Genomic DNA, 23096 nt, shown 5'->3' on the forward strand with positions numbered 1-23096 from the left:
TCATTGTCTGGCCGATTTACCCAGGGATTTCGCCACCAGTTGTTCGTAGAGTTCGGCGTAGGGTTCGACCGCCTTGCTCCAGTTGAAAGGCGCCGACATCGCCCGGCAACGCATGGCGTTGAGCAGGTCGGGGAAAGCGAAGACCTTGAATGCCCGGCTCAATGCCAGTTTGTAGCTGTCCACGGTGGACTCGGCGAACAAAAAGCCGGTAATGCCGTCTTCGATGGTGTCCGCCAGGCCGCCGGTATTGCGCGCCACCGGCAGCGAGCCGAAGCGCTGGGCATACATCTGGCTCAAGCCGCAGGGTTCATAGCGCGAAGGCATCAGCAGGAAGTCGCTGCCGGCGAACATCCGTCGTGCGTCGGTTTCGTTGAAGCCGATACGCACGCCGATCCGGCCGGGGAAGCGCAGCGCCAGCTCGCGCATGGCCTGTTCCTCTTCCGGTTCACCACGGCCGATGATGGCGATCTGGCCGCCGGATTCGACGATGAACTCGGCGACGGCTTCGGTCAGGTCCAGGCCTTTCTGATACACCAGGCGCGACACCACGGCGAACAACGGGCCGTTGGACTCATCGAGACCGAACAGTTCGCGCACATGATCGGCATTCACCGCTTTGCCTTCCCAATCACCGATGGCGAAATTGCGGAACAGGTGTGTATCGGTGGCCGAATCCCAGCTTTCATCAATGCCGTTGGGAATCCCGCTGAGCAAGCCTTGTTGGGTCTTGGCCGCGAGAAAACCATCGAGCCCGCAGCCGAACGCCGGGGTGGTGATTTCCTGGGCATAGGTGGCGCTGACCGTGGTGATATGGCTGGAATAGGCCATGCCGGCCTTGAGAAACGACAGTTTGCCGTAGAACTCCATGCCTTCCTGTTGCAGCGCGTGCTCGGGAATGCCCAGTTCAGGGCAGGAGGCCAGGCTGACGACGCCCTGGTACGCCAGGTTATGGATGGTGAACAGGGTCGGGGTGCGCTGTCCGCGCCAGTGCATGTAGGCGGGTGCCAGCCCGGCCGGCCAGTCGTGGGCATGGACAAGGTCGGGGCACCAGTGGATCTGGGCCAGATTGGCGGCGATGTCTGCCGCGGCCAGGCCCAGGCGTGCGAAGCGGATGTGATTGTCCGGCCAGTCGCGGCCATTGTTGGCACCGTAGGGCGAGCCTTCGCGGGCAAAGAGTTCGGGGCAGATCAGCACGTAGATCACCAGGCCGTCAGCCATGTCCATGCGACCGATCTTGCAGGGAGGCAGTGCGGCATGGCCGCCGAGTTCACCAATGATGTGGATCGGATTGCCGCTGTTCATCACTTGCGGATAACCGGGGATCAGCACCCGGACATCATGCAGGCCGGCCATTGCCCGGGGCAGTGCGGATGAGACGTCGCCCAGGCCGCCGGTTTTCACCAGGTCGGCGATTTCCGAGGTGACGAACAGAACTTTCTTGCGGTTGGGATTCTGGCGGACGACGGGGAGCAGTGCCTTGCCTCCGGTGGATAGCACCGGTGCCATCGGCGATTCAGTCGCCGGCGGTAGTTGTGAACGGACTTGCTGGGGTTCCAAGGCAGCACTGATCATAAATATCTCCTGTTTCTCGATCTGTTTCCGGCAAGCGCCAGAGCTGTTGTTTCATTGGCCGAATCCTGCGGCCAGGCGCACAAGCGCTACGCAAGGAGAGCAAAGCGCTGCCCAATGCGGCGAAGCGAATCAGGTAATAGGGCTGTGCAAGGACTGCACCACCCGCTGTTGCCCTACCTCTAACCTGACCCGTCGCCGTCACGAAAAGTTTCGACTTTTTTTCCTCTGGATGACCGGTCGGTTTTCCACCCGGATTGGCAGTCTAGGTCAGAACCTAGAGCGGTGCGGTGCGCTTCGTCGATTTGTCGGACAATCACGTTTTTTGTCGGCAATGTCTTACAGGACAAAGGGAGATACCCGCCGACGAAGTGCACGTGTTTGAAATAAAAATGCGGTAGGGGGGCAGGAGCGGTTTCATCGACGTGCGCGATAGGGTGACGTGTTGCACCATTGGAGGGCGTGAGAAATGGAGGCGTTTTGATGGCCTCTATTCATCAACGGCTGGCACTGTTCTGGGGAACGGATTTCGGCGATTGCGCGCTGTCAGCTATGAAGGTGTCAGTTGCTGAATCGCTATCGCGAGCAGGCCCGCTCCCACAGGAGATTTGGCGTGATCTCGGATCTTGCGCACACTGGAGAACCACTGTGGGAGCGAGCCTGCTCGCGATAGCGATCTGTCGACTATGCGGTCGGGGTCAGTAAGCGGATCGGTGCCCCGGCGGCCCAGGCTTGCAGGTCTTCGATCATCTGCGAATAGAATTGCCGGTAGTTCTGTTGGCTGACGTAACCCACGTGCGGTGTGGCCAGTACGTTATCCAGCGTCCGGAATGGGTGATCGGCAGGCAGGGGTTCCTGGGCGAATACATCCAGGGCGGCGCCGGCCAGGCGCTTGTGCCGAAGGGCATCGATCAGCGCGTTTTCATCGACAATCGGCCCCCGAGCGGTGTTGACCAGCAGCGCCTCGGGTTTCATCCAGGCCAGCGCCTGGGCGTCCACCAGGCCTCGGGTGCGTTCGCCGAGCACCAGATGGATCGAGAGTATGTCTGCCTGCTCGAACAGCTGCTGTTTGCTCACGTAGGTCACGCCCGCCTCGGCGGCCTGTTCTGCACTGAGGTTCTGGCTCCAGGCGATCACCCGCATGCCGAATACCTGGCCGAACTGTGCCACTCGCTTGCCGATGCTGCCCAAGCCCAGGATAGCCAGGGTCTTGCCATACAAATCGCCGCCCAGGCCCTGCTGCCACAGGCCCGCACGCAGGGCATTGGCTTCCTGGACGAGGTTGCGGCTCAAGGCCATCACCAGCGCCCAGGTCAGTTCGGGGGCGGCGTGCTTGTAGCTTTCGGTGCCGCACACCTGAACGCCCAGCTCGGTAGCGGTCTTGAGGTCGAGGGCGGCGTTGCGCATACCGCCGGTGAGCAGCAGTTTGAGATTTGGCAGGCGACGCAGCAGGCTTTCGTCGAATGATGTGCGCTCGCGCATCACGCAAATCACTTCGAAGGGTGCCAGGCGCTCAGCGAGCGTATCGCGGTCGGCAGGGTAATCATGAAGCAATGTGACCTGGCCGATGTTATCCAGCACCGACCAGTCCACCACGTCCCGTGCCACGTCTTGCCAATCGTCGATGACCGCTATTTGCACTGCCATGGAGCACCTCGTCAGGAAAAGGGTTTGTTCAGCCAGCTCAGCAATGCTTCATGAAAGCGCTCCGGTTCTTCCATCTGCGGAGCGTGCCCCAGATGAGGGAACTCCACCAGGGTCGACCTGGGAATGATTTGAGCGGCCTGCTTGCCCAGCACCTCGTAGCGGCCGAGTCTGGCTTTCACGGCCGGCGGGGCGATGTCGCTGCCGATGGCTGTGGTATCGGCGGTGCCGATCAGCAACAGAGTTGGCACTTTCAGGTTCTTGAATTCGTAGTAGACCGGCTGGGTGAAGATCATGTCGTAGATCAGCGCCGAGTTCCACGCGACCTGAGTATGTCCGGGCCCCTTGTTCAATCCGGCGAGCATGTCCACCCAACGCTCGAATTCCGGCTTCCAGCGGCCGCCGTAGTAAGTCGTGCGTTCGTAATTGCGAATGCCGTCGGCGTTGAGTTTCAGCTCCCGTGCGTACCATTGATCGACGGTGGGGTAGGGCACGCCGAGGGCCTTCCAATCCTCCAGGCCGATGGGGTTGACCATCGCCAGGCGCTCTACTTGCTCGGGAAACTGCAAGGCATAACGGGTGGCGAGCATACCGCCGGTGGAGTGCCCCAGGATGATTGCCTTCTGTACGCCAAGGGCCTTGAGCAGGGCCTGGGTGTTGGTGGCCAATTGTTGGAAGCTGTACTGATAGTGATCCGGTTTGCTGGACGTGCAGAAGCCGATTTGATCAGCCGCAATCACCCGGTAACCGGCCTCGCTAAGGGTCTTGATGGAGTCGCCCCAGGTGGCGGCGCAGAAGTTCTTGCCGTGCATCAACACGATGCTGCGGCCATTGACCTTGCCTTGGGCCGGTACATCCATGTAGCCCATCTGCAGGGGCTTGCCTTGGGACTGGAATGCGAAGTGCTTGAGGGTATAGGGGTATTCGAACCCCTGGAGCTCTGGCCCGTAGGCCGCCCCCTCCGGAGGGTTCTCGGCGTGGGCGAGCAGCGGCAGGGTGGCGATCAGGAACAGGCTGGGTAACCAGCGAAAGTTGGGGCGCGGCATGGTCAATCTCCTTGTGGCAGCCGGCCGCTCCTGGAACGGTCCGGTTATAGCGACATTAACCACAGGCAACCGACAGGCCGGAATGTTCAACCCACCCAGGAGAAAATGCACCATGACGCAGCGCAGCGTTCCCCTGTCAGTGAGCCGGGTAATCCGCCACCACGGTTTGCGTTCCGTCTTTTTTCAAGCCAATTACCTGATAGGCGTCGCTCATGCCGTCCATTTCCATGCCGGGCGACCCCATGGGCATGCCGGGTGCGGCCACGCCGAGCAGGTCATCACGTTGGCTCAACGCTCGTACCTGATCGGCAGGGACGTGACCCTCCACGAATTTGCCGTTGATCTCGGCGGTATGGCAGGAACGCATGTTCGGCGCCACGCCCAGGCGCTGCTTCACTGAACTCATGTCGGTTTCGACATGGTCGTTGACCTTGAAGCCGTTCTCTTGCAGATGAGCGATCCATTTTTTGCAGCAGCCGCAGTTGGCGTCGCGGTGCACATCGATGGTGGCAGGCGCGGCGGCCTGGGCCAGGGTGGTCACGAACAGGGCGCTCAGGGCGAGCAGGTGCAGGGGATTGGCCATGAAAACGGTCTCGTGTGGAGCGGGTTGGGGGGAGGATACCAGAGTAGCGGTTGTGAGCTGACAGGCTGCTGAGAGACAGATGACAGAATTGTCAGGTGGGGGCATCAAGCTGAATGCACAGGCCGCCGGACCCTATGGGCACTGGGTTTGCTCGCGATGGGCAGGGACATTCAAAATTGATGCAAGCTGTTTCGCCGCTATCGCGAGCAGGCTCGCTCCCACCCTGATTGCGGGTTGGTCACAACATCCGGTAACTACGCCAGCCCGTTGTGGGAGCGAGCCTGCTCGCGATGACGGTGGCACAGTCGACATCCCCGCAATCTGACCCATCGCTATCGCGAGCAGGCTCGCTCCCACATTGGATTCGGGGTATACGCAGCACCCGCATACGCCGCCCAGCCCTGTGGGAGCCGGGCTTGCCCGCGATGGCGGTGGCCCAGCCAATATGGATGCAGGCTGACCCGGCGCTTTCGCGAGCAGGCTCGCGAAATACGAACGTGTCGCTCCTTCAAATTGCCCGTTGAGCTGGTTATCAAAACTATGTGCGGGAATGTCAGATGGGCTTTAATGCCCGTGGGACTTATCTTCACCGCCAATGGGGTGCAGACCGCGCCTGATAGCGCGTTAAAGTTTCCGCGCTTTTTCTGATCAGGGAAGATAAAAACATTGAAAACAACTTTCGGCGCCTTGCTTCTGACCTGCATGACGACCATCGCGCTCGCGGATGAAAGCCCTGTCGGTTTCTACGCTTCGACCCTGCCGGACACGCACAATGGCCCCTGGCAACGTTACCAGTACCCACGCTGGTGATCGCCGCCGGCGTACCGTCTCATGATCTTCCCGCCCAGTTGGAGTCCGCCAACCTGGCAAAACGCCTGGCGCCGGCGTCCAACCGTTACATCGAAATCAGCGATGCCAGCCATTTCAGCTTCCTGTCGATGTGCAAACCTGGCGCGCAGGCGTTGCTGGAAGAGGATGTACCTGGCGATGGCATCATTTGCCGCGACGGTAACAACGGTCGTCCGCGTGGGGTGATACAGCAGCAGATTACATCGCTGATTACCGAGTTTCTCGCGCAACCATCAGGCAGTCCGGAGGCACGTGCCCACCGGCTGACGGAAGAGCGGTTCAGCCTATAGATAACCCGGACGCCTGTGGGCGCGAGCCTGCTCGCGAAGAACGAGCACACCGAGTGTCGCGTCAGGCACCATGAGCGCTTCTCCAGGATTAGACTGAAAGCCCCCGCGCAGATCATCGTGGGGGTAGCCAGGCGCGTGCACCCGCGTTCGCCAGGCGTTTCCCCACTCGGTGATGCGGCAGCGCGCAGCCGGGTGCCAATCCATCCGACCACCGCTACAGTTTTCAGGTCCTGCATGCCCGTGTCGACGGTGGCCTTCTCACAGGAGGGTACGTAATGGACGAGGCAAAACTTAACGAGTTCATGGGCAGGCTGGTGTCCGACATGGGCGCTTCGGCAATGCTCGCCAACGTGATGCTTGGCGATGAGCTTGGGTTGTATAAAGCCATGGCGGATAGCCGGCCGGTCACTTCTCAGGAACTCGCGTCCAGGACAGGCTGCAATCCACGACTGATCCAGGAATGGCTCAGCGCCCACGCAGCATCCGGGTACATGGAACATCAGGACGGCCAGTTCGTCTTGCCTGAAGAACAGGCGTTGGCGCTGGCCATCGAGGACTCACCGGTTTACGTAGCGGGCGGGGTCATGGTGGTTGCCTCCATGTTCCACGACAAGGATAAGCTGGTGGCGGCCATGCGCGGAGATGGAGGCCTGGCCTGGGGGGACCACCATCCCTGCATGTTCCACGGTACCGAGCGATTTTTCCGGCCCGGGTACAAATCCTATCTGGTGTCGCAATGGTTGCCGGCGCTGGAGGGGGTCGTCGATAAGCTCACCGCCGGCGCGAAGGTGGCGGACGTCGGCTGCGGGCATGGCGCATCGACAATCGTCATGGCGAAGGCTTTTCCGGCTTCGCGCTTTGTAGGTTTCGATTATCACGCACCCTCCATTGCCACGGCGACGCAGCGTGCCGAAGAGGGTGGCGTCGACGACCGCGTCAGCTTTGTCCAAAGTACCGCGAAGAGCTTCCCGGGGGATGATTACGATCTGATCTGCTATTTCGACTGCCTGCACGACATGGGGGACCCGGTCGGTGCAGCACAGCACGCCTTTCAGGCGCTGAAGGCAGACGGTACGGTGCTGCTAGTCGAGCCCTACGCCAAAGACACGCTGGACGAGAACATTACCCCCGTCGGCCGGCTGTTCTATGCCGCTTCCACGTTTATCTGTACACCGAACTCGCTGTCCCAGGAAGTGGGGCTGGGCCTGGGTGCGCAGGCCGGAGAGACGAGGTTGCGGGAGATATTTGCCGAGGCGGGTTTCAGACACTTCCGTCGGGCAGCGGAGACGCCTTTCAACCTGATCCTGGAGGCTCGCAAGTAGTCGCGCGGGGGCACGTACTCACTCGGACTCCTGTGAGAGCGAGCCTGCTCGCGATAGCGGTCTATCCGCTGATGGCGAAGGTGGCTGTGCTGACGCCTTCGCGAGCAGGCTCGCACAAAGGGCTATCGGTGCTGCTTTATAGCCACCGGGGTGTGGTGAAGAACGAGGCCATTTCCGAGCGGGCCAGCGCCGAGCCGAAGTAGGGGCCCTGGACATGGTCGCAGGCGACGTTGCGCAATTGTCTGAATTGTCTGGCGTTTTCGATACCTTCGGCGGTGACCATCAATCCCACGCTGCGGCTCAGTCGGATCATCGCCAGGACACCTTCGTGATCATGCTCCAGGCCCAGTTGCGAGAGGATATTGCGATCGAAGCGGATGCCGTCGAACGGTTGGTTCAAGACTTCGCGTAGAGAGGCGATGTTGGTGCCGAACTTATCGATGTTGATACGCACCCCCAGATCCTTGAGGGCATGCAGGGTGTCGGCCACTGTCTTGTGGTCGACCAGCAGAATGCCCTCGGCCACTTCCAGGACCAGTCGATGGGGAGCCAGGTTGCTTGTCTCAAGAGCTGTCTGCACTTGATTAAGCAAGAAGCTACTGCCGAACCATTTCGGCGAAACCGCGATGGATACGTTGACGGGTGTCGGCCAGCTCGCCGCTTCCTCGCAGACGTTGATCAACATCCAGGCCCCCAACTCTTCCAACTGACCTGACGCTTCGGCAACCGGAATGAAGTCGGCCCCCCCCAGTTCACCTTTTTCTGGATGGTGCCAGAACGTCTGGGCTTCGAAGCCGTACAACTGCTCGGCGTTGACGTCGAAACGGGGCAGGTAACGCAGTTCCAGCTGGTCCCGGTGCATGGCGTCGCGCAGTTGCTGTTCATAGCGCCGACGGTCGCGGGCCACGTTACCCATTGCTTCCACGTAGACGCGCCAGGTGTTGCGACCGGCTGCCTTGGCCGCATACAAGGCAATGTCGGCCTGGCGCAACAGTTCATCGGCCCGGCTATCACCGGGGTGCGCCCAGGCCACGCCGATACTCACTCCCAGGTACAGGGTGTTGCCGTCCAGATGCATGGGGCGCTGCATGCAGTCGATCAGGCGTCCACAGAGTTGATCGAGGTCGTCAGCATTGCCTGGTTCGGGCATGACAATGACAAACTCGTCACCGCCCAGGCGGGCCACCAGATCGGAGTCGCGTACGTTCTGTTGAAGGATATGGGCCACTTCCTTCAACACTTTGTCGCCCACGGCGTGGCCCAGGGAGTCGTTGACCGGCTTGAAACGGTCCATGTCCAGGTTCAGCACCGCCAACGAAACGCCGCTGGCTGGGTCCAGGTACTCGCTGAGGCAATCGAACAGCCGGTTGCGGTTGGCCAGCCCGGTCAGCGGGTCATGCAGGGAGAGGTGCTTGATCTGGGCCAATGCCCGCAGCTCATCGGTGATATCGGTGGCGGTACCTCGAAACCCCAGAGCGCCGGCATCAATGGCCCGGACCGAGAGTTTGCAGGTACGTATGCGTTGATTGCGCGCGGTGTACTCGCACAACAGCGGGCTCGATGACGCGTTGTTGGCGCCGCCGAGTAACCACTGGGCAATGGAAATCGACCCGCCGTGAGGGTGTAGTAGTCGGTGCAGGGGCTTGCCCAGCCACTCGGAAGGACTGAATCCGGTCACTTGCTCGAAGCGTTCCGACAGATAGGTCAATGTCCCGGCGGAATCGACCTCCCACAACCAGTCGGAGGACACCTCGGCAATGTCGCGAAAACGTTCTTCGCTGCGTTCCAGCGCCTTGCGGTGGGCCAGGAGGCTGTCGTACTGGTACTCCTGGGCGCGAAGCATCGTCAGGGCATGGCGCAACACAGCGAGGGCCAGGATCCCCAGGATCAGCAGAGCCAGCACCAGCAAGGGCAACAGTACCTTGCGCAGATCGTTGCCGGGGGTTGGTGGCCGCCATGCCAGGGCCTCATGGATATTTTCGCCGAGTGATAATTCGGCCGTTCCGTCCGGGCCCGGTTTGTGGGCGATATAGGCATCCGGGAGAGAGAAGTCCCGGGCCAGACTCTCCAGCGACGCCGGGTCAAGTACCTTCACGAATAGCAGCAGGCTGGGCGGTCCAGGAATCTCGGGCACGCTGTTGTCGGTGCCGGTGGTGATGGCCGACGCGGCGACGAATGCAGGCGCCCCTTCGTGATGCAACAACTTGACGATCACTTCATCCCGGTTTTCCGAAGCGCTGGCGGTCTTTCCCAGGCCTTGCAGGTCGCCCGTCAACCAGGTGCCGGCCTCGGCGTCGCTCATTTCGCCGTTGATCACCGAATAAACCGTCTTCCCCGTGGGAGAAATGACGAACACAGCCTGGTAACCGTAGAGCGAATAGACGCTGCTGCCGATATTTTCCTGGTCGTAGGCCCAAGCCTTATCCACCGTCACGTGCAGATGCCGGTAAGCGTCGCTCCATTTGGAGTAGTCGCTCAGGTCGCGACCGATGCCGGTGCGGATGCCGTCGATGGCGCGCTGGGCAAAAAACAGGCTCTGTTCCCGGGCACGCTTGTCCTGGGCCCCGGTGATGTTGAGCAGCACGGCAATCGCCAGTGCGGACATGACAAACAGCAGGAGCATGATGGCCGGGAAGGTGCGTCGGGTGAAACTTCGGGTCGGCTTACCCGGGGAAAGGTCGGTGGAGTCGTTGCCTGCATCTTCAGTCATAAACAAGTCATCAGCTAAACGCGAAATATCCCGCACGCTTCTGTATCGGCTGTCAGGCCAATTAACTTAACTGACCTGACACCCGGTAACTTGATAAGACGGTCAAGTATCGGCGTGGGGCGCGACGACAGCTGATAACGCGCCTATTCCCTGTCTTTGCGATGGCCCGGCAGCAGTGCGCCCAGGACCTGCTTGGCGGGTTCCATCACGATGTCTCGTTCGTTCGGGTCCCCATGCGATTCTGTGGGCGCCCGAGGAATCTGTGGGAGCCGGGCTTGCCCGCGACGGCGTCAGCACATTCAACATCCCTGCAAACTGAGCCTGCTCGCGATAGCGGTAGACCGGTCAGCCCAAGGTCAATTGCCGAGCGAGGCGTCGCGGCTCAGGCGCAGTTCGGCGCACAGGCCGCCGCCTTCGCGGTTGCTCAGGGTCAGTGAGCCGCCCATGGCCGTCGCCAGTTGCTGGGCGATGGCCAGTCCCAGTCCGGTTCCGCCGGTCTCACGGTTGCGCGAGCTTTCCACCCGGTAGAACGGCTTGAGCACTTCGGCCAGCTCCTGCTCGTTGATGCCGGGGCCGCGGTCCAGGACCTGGATCGCCAGTTGGCCATCGCGATCGGCCTGCACCTCGATCCGGGCCGCGCCACCGAACTTCAGCGCGTTGTCCACCAGGTTCACCAGCACCCGACGCAAGGCATGGGGGCGGGTGTCGATGACGGCGGCATTCTTTCCGGACAACTGCACATCCTGCCCGGTGTCCTGGTAGTCGAACACCAGACTGTCGAGAAACGCATCCAGGCTGATTCGACAGCTGGCCTCGGTAGCGCCATGGATGCTGCGGGCATAGGCCACGCCTTCGCGCACCAAATGCTCCATCTCACCCAGGTCGCTCCAGAGTTTGTCCTTCTCAATGCCCTCATCCATGAATTCCGCCCGCAGCTTCATGCGGGTGATGGGGGTCTGCAGGTCGTGGGATATCGCCGCCAGCAACTGCATGCGCTCCTTCAGATAGGCGGCGATACGGTCCTGCATGGCATTGAACGCCTTGGCCGCATGGACCACTTCGGTCGGGCCTTGCTCATCCAGGCGTACGCTGTGGGCGTTCGGATCGAGGGTTTCCACGGCCTGGGCCAGCCGGGTCAGGGGGCCGACGGCGATGCGCACAGCCAGCCAGGTACAGCCGATCAGCAATGCCAACTGTCCCAGCAGCACCACCGGCAGCCAGGGGGAGAGGGGCATCATGGCCGGACGGACGTCGATGGTCAGTGGACTGCCATCGCTCAGGCGCAAATGAGCCTGATAATGCTTCTGTGGTCCAGGAATGTCGATAAAGGTCAGTGGATAGGCCTGGCCGATGGCGTCTTCGATCGAACTCACCGATATCGGCGCGTTGCCACGTTCTATCGGTTGGCCGGGTTGACCTTCATTCAGCAGGTAGCCGTAGTTGCGCCGGGTGAGTGTGGGCAGCCAGGCCGGGCGTTCAGCGGCGGGCAGGCGATCCAGGATGGCGACGGAGGTCGAGACATCGGTTTCCAGATTGCCGAGCATGGTGGACTTGGCGGTCTGGTAGCGTTCGTAATATTGGGCGCCGAACGACAAGCCCTGGGCCAGGATCAGACCGATCAGGAAAATCAGCGACAGCCGCGAGGCGAGGGTGCGCGGCCAGCGTAGCGGCAGACTCATGTCGATGCCTCGAGAATTTCCACTGGCAAGGAGAAGACATAGCCTTCGCTGCGCACGGTCTTGATATAGGCCGGCTCGCGGGCATCATCCAGCAGACGCTGGCGCAGGCGGCTGACCAGCAGGTCGATGGAGCGATCGAACAGATCGGCGTCCCGACCCTGGGTAAGGTTCAGCAGTTGGTCGCGGTTGAGCACCCGCTGTGGGTGGTCGAGGAACACCCGCAACAGCCGGTATTCCGCGCCGCTCAGGGCGACCATGGTGCCGTCGGTGTCCAGCAGGTGACGCGCCGTGGTGTCCAGGCGCCAGCGACCGAACGCCAGCAGGCGGCCGCTTTCGGTGACCACCAGATTGGGCGGCAGCATGCGGGTGCGGCGCAACACCGCGTTGATCCGGGCCAGCAGCTCACGTGCGGCAAAGGGTTTGACCAGATAATCGTCGGCGCCCATTTCCAGGCCAATGATGCGGTCGGTTTCGTCGTTGCGGGCGGTGAGCATCAGGACCGGCGTGGCCTTGTGCTTGCCGGCGCGCAGTTCCCGGCACAGGACCAGGCCGTCATCGCCCGGCATCATCAGGTCCAGCACGATCAGGTCCACCGGCGTGGTTTCCAGAAAGGCGCGCATCTGCCGGCCATCGGCGACGACGGTGGTACGCAGTCCATTCTTTTTCAGGTAGTTGCCCACCAGTTCCCTGATTTCGCGATCATCATCCACTATCAACACATGATCGACATGATCCATGGTGTCCAGCCCTCTTGGCGTTTTGTTGTGGTCAGAATACAGGGCGCGGCGGGCCTGGCTCCCGACGGTTTGTATTGCAGTGTATCTGGCGCGCGACGGATACACAGCGATGCAAAAAGCCCCCGGCTCGATACAGGCGCGATACCTCAGCGGCATTCAATGGCATCCAACGAGGCAACACACCCGGCCTCGACAGCAAACACACCCATTGAATGAACCGAGGACACCGCCATGAACACCAAAGCCATCTACGCCGCCTGCCTGTTCGCCGCGCTGAACATCTGCACCCTGTCGGCCCGGGCCGAAAGCAATGTCCAGACGCAGACCTACGCCTACGGCAATCACCTGGACATCCAGAAAGTGCTCTCCATCTCCGAAGACAGCGGTCCTTCCTGCGGCGTCGTCAATGCTCACATGACCTACCTGGATTCGGCGGGGCACCGCCAGGCACTGGAATATCGCAAGTTGGCTGACAACTGCAGCAACGAAAACTGAAAGTTAAATATCAATAAAGTCATATAACTGATTGTTTTAAATCGATAAATATTTGTGGTTTAGGCCTGGTCCGGCCTGACTGCCCATGAGGTGATGCCATGCTTCTGATCGCTTTCCTCGGCGGGATTCTGACGATCCTCAGCCCTTGTATTCTCCCCGTGGTGCCGTTTCTGTTCGCCCGGGCCAACCGTACGCCGGGCTCGATGTTGCTGACCCTCGGTGGCATGGTCCTGACCTTCGCCCTGGTATCGAGCCTGGCGGTGGTCAGCAGTGACTGGGTGCTGCGTGCCAGCAGCGTGGGACGGCAGGTCGCCCTGGGGGTGATGGTGCTGTTCGCCTTGTCCCTGATCTTCAGCCGGGTTGGCACCTGGTTGGCGCGGCCGCTGGTCAGGCTGGGCAATCGCGTCGATGCGGGTGCCGGGCGACTGGATGGGCCGTTGGCATCGGTATTGATCGGTGTCGCCACCGGGCTGCTCTGGGCGCCCTGTGCCGGGCCGATACTCGGTGTGATCCTGACCGGGGCCATGCTGCAGGGCGCAAGCGCCGGGACCAGCCTGTTGCTGCTGGCCTACGGCCTGGGCAGTGCCTTGTCGCTGGGAACCTTGATCTTCGCCGGACGTGGTTTGGTTGCACGGCTGAAGCTGTCGTTGCCGGTGACAGCCTGGTTGCGTCGTGGCAGCGGTGTGGTGGTGTTGCTGACTGCCGTGGCGATCGGTACCGGCGCCGATGATCGACTGTTGGCCAGCACTTCTTCCCAAGGCGCCGCAAGCCTGGAGCAAAGCGTACTGGAAAAGGTACCCCAGGCAATCGACTACGTGATCAGCAAGGCCAGCGCCAACCCGATGCCGAACCTCGAGGCCCAGGGCGCCATGCCTTCGCTGGACGGTGCGGTGCAATGGCTGAACTCGCCGCCGCTCGACAGCGAAGCGCTGAAGGGCAAGGTGGTGCTGGTGGATTTCTGGACCTACGACTGCATCAACTGCCAGCACACGCTTCCCCACGTGAATGACTGGGCCAAGAAGTATGAGAAGGACGGGTTGGTGGTAATTGGCGTTCACACCCCGGAATACGGCTACGAGAAGATCATCGACAACGTGCGCCAGCAGGTTCGCAAGCTGGACATCAACTACCCGGTGGCCATCGACAACCAGTATGCGATCTGGCGCGCGTTCAACAATCAGTACTGGCCGGCGCATTACTTCATCGATGCCAAGGGGCAGGTGCGCTACAGCCACTTCGGTGAAGGCCGCTATGGCGAGCAGGAGCAGGTGATCCAACAGTTGCTGCAGGAGGCCAAGGCGAGCCAGTAATAACTGTGGCGAAGGGCCAGTCGAGTACTGGCCCCTAGTCCATTCAAAGGTTGTCAAACTTCTTTTATTTCAGAATGTTGGACGACAAACTTATGCGATTTTCTATGTGGGGCGTGGCCATGTGGGTCGTAGTGACATCCTTCCTGGCCTGCGTATCGCTCGAAACCCAGGCGCGGGCGCTGACGCAAAACCAGCAGTCCGTATGTCGCTGGGGGGCGGACATCGCGGCAGGCGCACAAGCTTCCAAGCTCTCCGGTGTCTCCCTGTACGGCGCCCGGAAAAAGCTGCAAGCGCGCAAGTTTCCCCGGCCGTGGATGCGCATGACCGCCCTGGGCATCACCGAACAGACCTACGACAGCGCCTCTCGCCTCAAGCCCGCCGCAGTCAAGCAGACCTACTACGAGCAATGCGTACGTCACGAGTTGGCGCGCCGCTAGCCGATCCCGCTCATGCCGGGCTTCGGCCAGGCATGTCGATGCCGTGCTGATGGACCCTTCGGTACAGGGTGGCCCGGGAAATGCCAAGGGCCCGGGCGGCGGCAGTGGGTTTCCAGCGATGGCGCACAAGGGCATCGAGCAGGGCCTGGCGTTCCGGGCTGGCGCTCGGCTCAGGCGCAAGGGCGGTGACTTGCGCGCCGTGTAACGACTCGGGCAGGTGAGCGCGCTGGATCACGCGGCTGTCGCATACCGCGCAGGCGTAGCGCAGCACATGGCGCAACTGACGGATGTTGCCCGGCCAATGGTAACCGAGCAGGCATTCCAGGGCCGCGCTGCTCAACTGCACGGCGCCGCCGCAGCGAGTCGATTCTTCTTCGAGGATGCGGTTGATCAGCGTCAGCCGGTCACTGCGCTCGCGCAACGGCGGCAGTTGGAAGCGGGCACCGCCCAGGCGGAAGTACAGGTCCTCGCGAAACTCGCCGACGGTGACCAGGGCTTCCAGGTCGCGGTGAGTGGCGCAGATCACCTGGATGTCCACGGCTTTGCGGCGTGACGCACCGAGTGGCGCCACCTCTCCCTCCGCCAGCACCCGCAACAGGCGGGTCTGCAAGGCCAGCGGCATGTCACCGATTTCATCCAGGAACAGCGTGCCGCCGTCGGCCTGCTGCAACAGGCCCTGCATACCCTTGCTCGATGCACCGGTGAAAGCTCCGGCCACATAGCCGAACAACTCGCTCTCGATCAGGCTTTCAGGAATCGCGGCGCAGTTCAGCGCGACGAACGGGCGCTCGCGGCGCTGGCTGGCCTGGTGCAATTGGCGGGCGAATACCTCTTTGCCGGAGCCGGTTTCGCCCTGGATCAACACCGGCAGATTGCGATCCTTGACCCGCACCGCCAGGCGCAGGCTGTCGGCCAGGCGTGGATCGATGTCGACCGGGGTCATCGCCACCCGCGCATGCGGCTGCGCCCGATGCCGTGGCGCGCTCAAGCGGCCGTGCAGGGACGACTCGGTGCCCTGACGGCTGAAGGGGTAAAGGCTCTCGTCCCGGGCACGGTGCAACCATTGTTGGTCGAAGACCTGGCTGATGTGCTGTGGCAACTGGCCGTACTGTTGCAGCAGGTACTGGCGTGCAGCGGGGTTCAGGGCTTGCAGGCAACCGTCGTCGTCCCAGGCGAACAGGTAATCGGGCTGGCTGTCGACGTAACCGGCGTTGCGATGGGCCCGCAGCACCCAATAGCCCTGGGCGCTGCTCATGAAAAATGCCTGTTCGATTTCCCGGGCACTCTGCACCACCATCTGGCGGATCAAGTGCTGCGAGCGGCGGTCGTCCGGTGAGCGAACCGCCGACACGTCCAGCACCCCGAGCAGTTCCCCCTGGGGGTCGAAGACTGGCGCGGCGGAGCAGGTCAGGCCAATGAACGCTGCGCGGAAGTGATCGCGCTTGTGCACCGTCACCGGGGTCTTGGCCGTGAGCACCGCGGCCACGCCGCAAGTGCCTTCCTCGCCCTCCGACCAGCAGGTGCCCAGGTAGAGCCCGGCCTTGCGGCAGTCATTGCGAATGGCGGTTTCGACACGGTAATCGATGGTCTGGCCCTGGGCGTCGGTCAGCAGCACACAGTAGTCGGCATCCCGTACCCGGCCATGGAGGCGCGCCACTTCTTCGCTGGCGATATTGAGGAACAGCTCGGAGCGCTCGCGGCATTGCTTGAGCACATCTTCGGACAGGATGCGCGGGCCCTGCAGCGAGCCGGGGTCGAGGTGATGCTGCTCCATGGATCGACGCCAGGAGTCGAGGATCAGGTCCGGGACAGGCAACTGCGGCAACTGGCTCGCGTTCTTCACGACGCGGCTGACGCAATCCACATGGGCCCGGGAGTGAGCGGAAAGCATGATTGGCCTCCGGTTCAGCTTCTTATCGTTGTGCGCTCATTAAGCGCCGTTCACTGGACACAGACAAGCCTGGCAGTAGGGGGGAGCGACTTGAGACGCCACGTCTCACGGTCTCGCCGTCGGCTCGTGCAGGCTGACATGTGGCGTCTCACAGAGCCCTGTGCCGGCTCGTCGCTCATCTGGCTTGGAAGGCTCTGGCCCGGGTATCCGCCGGCTTTTCTCCATGCCTGGCACCGGCCTTGCTCTATGCCCAGAGCCCGCACGGCGACGGGTCTTCCAAGAATAAAAACGAGGTATGCCATGTCTTTCTGCCCAGGTCATTCTCCAGTCACATCCACGGTGGTGCCATGAGTCATCGTCCCCTGACCGTCGGGATCATCGCCAATCCTGCCTCGGGACGTGACGTGCGGCGCCTGACGGCCAATGCCGGGCTGTTTTCCAGCACCGACAAGGTCTCGGTGATCCAGCGCCTGCTGGCGGCCTTCGGCGCCACCGGCGTCGAACAGGTGCTGATGCCCACCGACTTGACCGGCATCGCCGCTGCCGTGCTGAAGAACAGTCACAGCCGCCAGGCGCGCGACAGTCATTGGCCGGCCCTGGAGTTTCTCGACCTGACCTTGCGCCAGACCGTCGAAGACACCCGCAGGGCCGCACGCCTGATGGCCGAGCGCGAGGTGGCGCTGATCGCCGTGCTCGGCGGCGATGGCACCCACAAGGCCGTGGCCGCCGAAGTGGGCGACATTCCGTTGCTGACGCTTTCCACCGGTACCAATAACGCCTTTCCCGAATTGCGCGAGGCCACCACGGCGGGGCTCGCCGGCGGTTTGTACGCCAGTGGCCGGATCCCCGAACAGATCGGCCTGCGGCGCAACAAGCGCTTGCTGGTGTGCGAGGCCCGTCGCGGTCTGCGGGAAATCGCCCTGGTGGACGTCGCGGTTTCGCCGCTGCGCTTTGTCGGCGCCCGTGCAATCAGCCGGGCGGCGGATCTGGCCGAAGTCTTCGTGACCTTTGCCGAGCCGCAATCCATTGGCCTGTCGGCCTTGTGTGGCTTGTGGCTGCCGGTGACGCGGCAGGAGCCGGGCGGTGCCTGGATGCGCCTGGACCCGCAATCGCCTGAGGCGCTGCTGGTGCCGCTGGCCCCTGGCCTGTTGCAGGGCTGCGGCGTGCTCGCGGCCGGACGCCTGGAGCCCGGCGTGGCCCATCCGCTGGCGCTGTCCAGCGGCACGCTGGCCCTGGATGGCGAACGGGAAATCGAATTCAACCCGCAGGACCGACCCACGGTCACCCTCGATGCTGGCGGCCCGCTGAGCATCGATGTCGACGCGGTGCTGGCCTACGTCGCGCAACAGCGCCTGTTGGGCATCGGCCGCGAACATCCGCAACACCCCCTGAACCTGCAAGTCAGCCTTCAAGACACCCCTGGAGAATAAAAATGTCGACACCGCTCACCCACGATCAACTGCTGCACGCCTATCAGGTGATGCGCACCATCCGCGCGTTCGAAGAGCGCCTGCACGTGGAGTTCGCCACCGGCGAGATTCCCGGTTTTGTCCACTTGTACGCCGGCGAAGAGGCGTCCGCCGCCGGGGTCATGGCCCACCTGGGCGATGACGATTGCATTGCCTCCAACCACCGTGGCCACGGCCATTGCATCGCCAAAGGCGTGGATGTCTACGGAATGATGGCCGAGATCTACGGCAAGAAAACCGGGGTCTGCCAAGGCAAGGGCGGTTCCATGCACATCGCCGATTTCGAGAAGGGCATGCTCGGCGCCAACGGCATTGTCGGTGCCGGTGCGCCGCTGGTGGTGGGCGCCGCGCTGGCAGCCCGACTCAAGGGCACCGACAGTGTCGCGGTGGTGTTCTTCGGCGACGGCGGCTCCAACGAAGGCGCGGTGTTCGAGGCCATGAACATGGCTTCGGTGTGGAACTTGCCGTGTCTGTTCATTGCCGAGAACAACGGTTACGCGGAAGCCACTGCATCCAATTGGTCGGTGGCTTGCGATCACATCGCCGATCGCGCCGCCGGGTTCGGCATGCCGGGGGTGACGGTGGACGGTTTTGACTTCTTCGCCGTTCACGAAGCCGCCGGGGCGGCCATCGAGCGTGCCCGGGCCGGGGAAGGGCCATCGCTGATCGAGGTCAAGCTGACCCGCTATTACGGCCATTTCGAGGGCGATGCGCAGACGTATCGGGCACCAGATGAGGTCAAGCATTTCCGTGAACACCAGGACTGCCTGATGCAGTTCCGCGAGCGCACCACCCGGGCCGGGTTGCTCTCGGTCGAGCAACTGGACCAGGTCGACCGGGAAGTGGAGCTGCTGATCGAAAACGCGGTGCGCAAGGCCAAGTCCGATCCCAAGCCTGCGGCAGCGGACCTGCTCACCGATGTCTACGTCTCCTACCCCTGAACGCCCCTTCATAAAACAAGAACAGAGAATTCCATCATGGCGAGAAAAATCAGCTATCAGCAGGCAATCAACGAAGCCCTGGCCCAGGAAATGCACCGCGATACCAGCGTGTTCATCATGGGCGAGGACGTGGCCGGTGGCGCCGGCGCGCCCGGTGAAAACGACGCCTGGGGCGGTGTGCTCGGCGTCACCAAGGGCCTCTACGACCAGTTCCCCGGTCGCGTGCTCGACACACCGCTGTCGGAAATCGGTTACGTCGGTGCGGCGGTCGGGGCCGCGACCTGCGGCGTGCGCCCGGTGTGCGAACTGATGTTCGTCGACTTCGCCGGCTGCTGCCTGGACCAGATCCTCAACCAGGCGGCGAAGTTTCGCTACATGTTCGGTGGCAAGGCTTCCACGCCTTTGGTGATCCGCACCATGGTCGGTGCCGGCCTGCGCGCCGCGGCCCAGCATTCGCAGATGCTCACGTCCTTGTGGACGCACATCCCCGGGCTCAAGGTGGTATGCCCATCGTCGCCCTACGATGCCAAGGGCTTGCTCATCCAGGCGATCCGCGACAACGATCCGGTGATCTTCTGCGAGCACAAATTGCTGTACGGCATGCAGGGTGAAGTGCCCGAAGAGCTCTACACCATCCCGTTTGGCGAGGCCAACTTCCTGCGCGACGGCAAGGACGTGACCCTCGTGTCCTACGGCCGCATGGTCAACACCGCCATGGATGCGGCACGCAGCCTGGCCGGGCGCGGTATCGATTGCGAGGTCATCGACCTGCGCACCACCAGCCCGATGGATGAGGACAGCATCCTCGAAAGCGTGGACAAGACCGGGCGCCTGGTGGTCATCGATGAGGCCAACCCACGCTGCTCCATGGCCACCGACATCGCGGCGCTGGTGGCGCAGAAAGCCTTCGGCGCACTCAAGGCGCCGATCGAGATGGTCACCGCGCCGCATACGCCGGTGCCGTTCTCCGATTCCCTGGAAGACCTGTACATCCCTGACGCGGCGAAGATCGAACAAGCCGTGCTCAACGTGATCGAGTGGAGCAAGCGCTGATGAGCCAGATTCATACCCTGACCATGCCCAAATGGGGGCTGTCGATGACCGAAGGCCGGGTCGATGCCTGGCTCAAGGAAGAGGGCCAGGCCATCACCAAGGGCGACGAAGTGCTGGACGTGGAGACCGACAAGATTTCCAGCAGTGTCGAAGCGCCGTTCTCCGGTGTGTTGCGCCGGCAGGTTGCGCGGCAGGATGAAACCCTGGCGGTCGGCGCCTTGCTGGGCATTGTCGTCGACGGCGAGGCCAGCGACGCCGAGATCGATGCGGTCATCGAGCAGTTCCAGTCCAGTTTCGTGCCGGGCGACACCGGTGATGAAGACACCGGCGCGAAACCGCAGAAGGTCGAGCTGGATGGCCGGGTGATTCGCTACTTTGAACGTGGCGAAGGCGGCATGCCCTTGGTGTTGGTCCACGGTTTTGGCGGGGACCTGAACAATTGGCTGTTCAACCATGAGGCCTTGGCGGCCGGCCGCCGGGTGATCGCCCTGGACCTGCCGGGTCATGGCGAGTCCGGCAAGACCCTGCAACGTGGCGACCTGGACGAGTTGAGCGGCGCGGTGTTGGCCTTGCTCGATCACCTGGACATCAGCGTCGCACACCTGGTGGGCCATTCCATGGGCGGGGCCGTGTCGCTGAACACCGCACGCTTGATGCCCCAGCGGGTGCGCTCCCTGACGCTGATCGGCAGTGCTGGCCTCGGCCCTGAGATCAACGGCGACTACCTGCAAGGCTTTGTCGACGCCTCCAATCGCAACGCCCTCAAGCCGCAGTTGGTGCAGTTGTTCTCCAACGCCGAGCTGGTCAACCGGCAGATGCTCGATGACATGCTCAAGTACAAGCGCCTGGAGGGCGTGGACGCTGCATTGAGGCAGCTGTCGACGACCTTGTTCGCCGATGGTCGCCAACAGGTGGACTTGCGCGAAGTGGTGCAGGCCGGTCACGTGCCGACCCTGGTGGTCTGGGGCAGCGATGACGCGATCATCCCGGCGGCCCATGGCGAGGGGTTGGACGCCCAGGTGGAGGTGCTGAGCGGCCAAGGCCACATGGTGCAGATGGAAGCGGCCGAGCAAGTCAATCGATTGATCCTTGGGTTCATTGAACAGCACTGATCGAACGGGCGACGCGCGAGTCGTCGCCCCCAAGTATTCTGGAGAAACGCTATGAACGCTTCAATCACGCCTACCCGCAGCATGCGCGCCGCCGTCTGGCATGGCCGCAACGATATCCGTGTCGAAGATGTACCGTTGCCCGTTTCGCCGCCCGCCGGCTGGGTGCAGATCCGCGTGCAGTGGTGCGGCATCTGCGGCTCCGACCTGCATGAGTATGTGGCCGGGCCGGTGTTCATCCCGGTGGACGCGCCACACCCGCTGACCGGTATCAAGGGCCAGTGCATCCTCGGCCACGAGTTTTGTGGCGAAATCGTCGAACTGGGTGCCGGAGTCGAGGGCTTCAGCGTTGGCGAGCCGGTGGCGGCGGATGCCTGCCAGCACTGCGGCACCTGCTACTACTGTACCCACGGGCTTTACAACATCTGCGAAAACCTGGCGTTCACCGGCCTGATGAACAATGGTGCGTTCGCGGAACTGGTCAATGTGCCGGCCAATTTGCTCTACAAGTTGCCTGCCGATTTTCCTGCAGAGGCCGGCGCGCTGATCGAGCCGTTGGCGGTGGGCATGCACGCGGTGAAGAAAGCCGGCAGCCTGTTGGGCCAGAACGTTGTGGTGGTGGGCGCCGGGACCATTGGCCTGTGCACCATCATGTGTGCCAAGGCCGCCGGGGCGGCCCAGGTGATTGCCCTGGAAATGTCCGGTGCACGCAAGGCCAAGGCCCTGGAAGTCGGCGCCAGTCATGTCATCGATCCCAACCAGTGCGATGCGTTGGCTGAAGTGCGCCGCCTGACCGGGGGGCTGGGCGCCGATGTCAGCTTCGAGTGCATCGGCAACAAGCACACCGCCAAGCTGGCCATCGACCTGATCCGCAAGGCCGGCAAATGCGTGCTGGTGGGGATTTTCGAGGAACCGAGCGAATTCAACTTCTTCGAACTGGTGTCTACCGAGAAGCAGGTGCTCGGCGCGCTGGCCTACAACGGCGAATTTGCCGATGTCATTGCGTTCATTGCTGATGGCCGCTTGGACATTTCTCCATTGGTAACCGGGCGCATCCAGTTGGAGCAGATTGTCGGGCAGGGATTCGAGGAACTGGTCAACAACAAGGAACACAACGTGAAAATCATTGTGTCACCGGCCCGGATCTGAGCTCAGCCTGATGTGGGCGATTGGCGATGGCCGGTAGCGACCATCGCATTTTTTGCCGTGGGCTCAATCCGCTAGATAGGCTCGCCAGACGCGGCCCTCGTCGAGTTGCAACTGCTGTTCTTCCGTTTGCCGAAACTTGTGGTCGCAGTCGAGGAAGAACTCGTCGAGCTGTGGCGGCTCGATGTCGGTGTCGCTGAGCATCGTGTGGACCTGTCCACGGTGGTGAATCTGGTGTTCGAACAGGTGCAGGAGCAACCGGTCGATTCGCTCGGGCACCACCGCACCGTCGGCGCGTACCAATTCGACGGACCGGGCGAGGTCTTTCTCCCGCAGGGATTCGCAGAACGCCACCAGTCGCCGGTCGGTGCGGGCCTGGCTTCGAACCAGCTCGGCAAAGGCCAATGTCTCGGAGAAGTTCTTGATCTGACCGTCACGATCACCCTCCAGGGCGGTGAGGTAATAACGATCCACCTCCAGGATATGGCAGAGCGTGGCTTGTATGGACGGAAAGAACCCCGTGCGTCGCGTCAGGTATTCGTCCTCGCTCAACTGCGCACAGGTGCCGAGCAGGCGGTGGTTGGCCCACTGGTTGTTCAGGGCCTGGGCGAGGAAATAATTCATGGTAAGCCTTCCTTGTGGGAGCGAGCCTGCTCGCGATAGCGGCGGTACATCCAGCATAGCCGTTCCAGACAGACCGCTATCGCGAGCAGGCTCGCTCCCACAGTGGGTTTATGTGCTGGCTGATAGTCCTCCATACACCTCGGTCAGTGTGGGAGCGAGCCTGCTCGCGATGACGGCGGTACATTCAGCATA

The 23096-nt window shown here is 62.3% G+C and carries 19 protein-coding genes and 1 pseudogene; 11 read left to right on the forward strand and 9 right to left on the reverse strand.

Translation table 11 applies throughout. The features are described 5' to 3' along the window. The 4 genes from glgA to AD665_RS08510 form a co-directional block, all read right to left on the reverse strand. The gene (glgA, locus tag AD665_RS08495) at nt 1-1572 is read right to left on the reverse strand and encodes a glycogen synthase GlgA (protein WP_024780026.1); all 1572 of its coding nucleotides are present in this window, start codon (nt 1570-1572) and stop codon (nt 1-3) included. Between the two features lie 681 nt (nt 1573-2253). After that, complete coding sequence (locus AD665_RS08500; protein WP_053191712.1) at nt 2254-3216, reverse strand: D-2-hydroxyacid dehydrogenase family protein; 963 nt, start codon at nt 3214-3216, stop codon at nt 2254-2256. Nucleotides 3217-3227: 11 nt separating this feature from the next. Then, nucleotides 3228-4259, reverse strand: coding sequence for an alpha/beta fold hydrolase (locus AD665_RS08505; protein ID WP_053191715.1), 1032 nt, complete (start codon nt 4257-4259; stop codon nt 3228-3230). Nucleotides 4260-4395: 136 nt separating this feature from the next. Then, nucleotides 4396-4842: a DUF411 domain-containing protein gene (locus tag AD665_RS08510; RefSeq protein WP_053191717.1), complete on the reverse strand. Its 447-nt coding sequence runs from the start codon at nt 4840-4842 to the stop codon at nt 4396-4398. A 666-nt stretch (nt 4843-5508) separates the two neighbouring features. Here AD665_RS08510 and AD665_RS27345 point away from each other — a divergent pair. The 3 genes and pseudogenes from AD665_RS27345 to AD665_RS08520 all read left to right on the forward strand — a co-directional run bounded on the left by AD665_RS27345 (nt 5509) and on the right by AD665_RS08520 (nt 7303). After that, nucleotides 5509-5652, forward strand: coding sequence for a hypothetical protein (locus AD665_RS27345; RefSeq protein WP_155514780.1), 144 nt, complete (start codon nt 5509-5511; stop codon nt 5650-5652). Then, a pseudogene (locus AD665_RS08515) lies at nt 5622-5981 on the forward strand (dienelactone hydrolase); the annotation flags it as partial. The gene AD665_RS27345 and the pseudogene AD665_RS08515, both read left to right, overlap by 31 nt. Nucleotides 5982-6256: 275 nt before the next feature. Next, on the forward strand, nt 6257-7303 hold the full coding sequence (locus tag AD665_RS08520) for a class I SAM-dependent methyltransferase (RefSeq protein ID WP_024777763.1): 1047 nt from the start codon (nt 6257-6259) through the stop codon (nt 7301-7303). A gap of 136 nt (nt 7304-7439) precedes the next feature. On the opposite strand, the gene AD665_RS08525 is transcribed toward AD665_RS08520, so the two are convergent. The 3 genes from AD665_RS08525 to AD665_RS08535 form a co-directional block, all read right to left on the reverse strand. Next, nucleotides 7440-10013, reverse strand: coding sequence for a bifunctional diguanylate cyclase/phosphodiesterase (locus AD665_RS08525; protein ID WP_053191719.1), 2574 nt, complete (start codon nt 10011-10013; stop codon nt 7440-7442). A gap of 356 nt (nt 10014-10369) precedes the next feature. After that, nucleotides 10370-11692, reverse strand: a complete 1323-nt coding sequence (locus AD665_RS08530) for an ATP-binding protein (protein ID WP_053191721.1) — start codon at nt 11690-11692, stop codon at nt 10370-10372. Next, the gene (locus tag AD665_RS08535; protein WP_024777760.1) at nt 11689-12429 is read right to left on the reverse strand and encodes a response regulator; all 741 of its coding nucleotides are present in this window, start codon (nt 12427-12429) and stop codon (nt 11689-11691) included. The genes AD665_RS08530 and AD665_RS08535 overlap by 4 nt, the downstream gene beginning before the upstream one ends. A gap of 231 nt (nt 12430-12660) precedes the next feature. Between AD665_RS08535 and AD665_RS08540 the strand changes: the two genes are divergently transcribed. From AD665_RS08540 to AD665_RS08550, 3 genes are all read left to right on the forward strand, one after another. Further along, the gene (locus AD665_RS08540; protein WP_024777759.1) at nt 12661-12924 is read left to right on the forward strand and encodes a DUF2790 domain-containing protein; all 264 of its coding nucleotides are present in this window, start codon (nt 12661-12663) and stop codon (nt 12922-12924) included. Between the two features lie 98 nt (nt 12925-13022). Further along, nucleotides 13023-14234, forward strand: a complete 1212-nt coding sequence (locus AD665_RS08545; protein ID WP_053191723.1) for a cytochrome c biogenesis protein DipZ — start codon at nt 13023-13025, stop codon at nt 14232-14234. A 119-nt stretch (nt 14235-14353) separates the two neighbouring features. Continuing rightward, nucleotides 14354-14671 carry a hypothetical protein gene (locus AD665_RS08550; RefSeq protein WP_033034297.1) on the forward strand — a complete coding sequence of 106 codons (318 nt, stop codon included), beginning with the start codon at nt 14354-14356 and terminating at the stop codon, nt 14669-14671. Between the two features lie 10 nt (nt 14672-14681). Here AD665_RS08550 and AD665_RS08555 read toward each other — a convergent pair whose 3' ends face one another. After that, nucleotides 14682-16562: a sigma-54-dependent Fis family transcriptional regulator gene (locus AD665_RS08555; protein WP_024777756.1), complete on the reverse strand. Its 1881-nt coding sequence runs from the start codon at nt 16560-16562 to the stop codon at nt 14682-14684. Between the two features lie 347 nt (nt 16563-16909). Here AD665_RS08555 and AD665_RS08560 point away from each other — a divergent pair, with 347 nt between their 5' ends. The 5 genes from AD665_RS08560 to AD665_RS08580 all read left to right on the forward strand — a co-directional run bounded on the left by AD665_RS08560 (nt 16910) and on the right by AD665_RS08580 (nt 22283). Continuing rightward, nucleotides 16910-17992: an ATP-NAD kinase family protein gene (locus tag AD665_RS08560; protein ID WP_053191724.1), complete on the forward strand. Its 1083-nt coding sequence runs from the start codon at nt 16910-16912 to the stop codon at nt 17990-17992. 2 nt (nt 17993-17994) lie between these two features. Further along, entirely contained in the window at nt 17995-18972 is a 978-nt protein-coding gene (locus AD665_RS08565) for a thiamine pyrophosphate-dependent dehydrogenase E1 component subunit alpha (RefSeq protein ID WP_024777754.1), read from the forward strand. Nucleotides 18973-19008: 36 nt separating this feature from the next. Next, nucleotides 19009-20025 carry an alpha-ketoacid dehydrogenase subunit beta gene (locus tag AD665_RS08570; RefSeq protein ID WP_024777753.1) on the forward strand — a complete coding sequence of 339 codons (1017 nt, stop codon included), beginning with the start codon at nt 19009-19011 and terminating at the stop codon, nt 20023-20025. After that, nucleotides 20025-21137, forward strand: coding sequence for an acetoin dehydrogenase dihydrolipoyllysine-residue acetyltransferase subunit (locus AD665_RS08575; protein ID WP_053191725.1), 1113 nt, complete (start codon nt 20025-20027; stop codon nt 21135-21137). The genes AD665_RS08570 and AD665_RS08575 overlap by 1 nt, the downstream gene beginning before the upstream one ends. 81 nt (nt 21138-21218) lie before the next feature. Further along, complete coding sequence (locus AD665_RS08580; RefSeq protein ID WP_231995063.1) at nt 21219-22283, forward strand: 2,3-butanediol dehydrogenase; 1065 nt, start codon at nt 21219-21221, stop codon at nt 22281-22283. A 63-nt stretch (nt 22284-22346) separates the two neighbouring features. Here AD665_RS08580 and AD665_RS08585 read toward each other — a convergent pair whose 3' ends face one another. Continuing rightward, nucleotides 22347-22904: a DinB family protein gene (locus AD665_RS08585; RefSeq protein WP_053191729.1), complete on the reverse strand. Its 558-nt coding sequence runs from the start codon at nt 22902-22904 to the stop codon at nt 22347-22349. Nucleotides 22905-23096: the final 192 nt, after the last annotated feature.

The organism is Pseudomonas corrugata (genome assembly GCF_001269905.1).
Lineage (GTDB): Bacteria > Pseudomonadota > Gammaproteobacteria > Pseudomonadales > Pseudomonadaceae > Aquipseudomonas > Aquipseudomonas corrugata.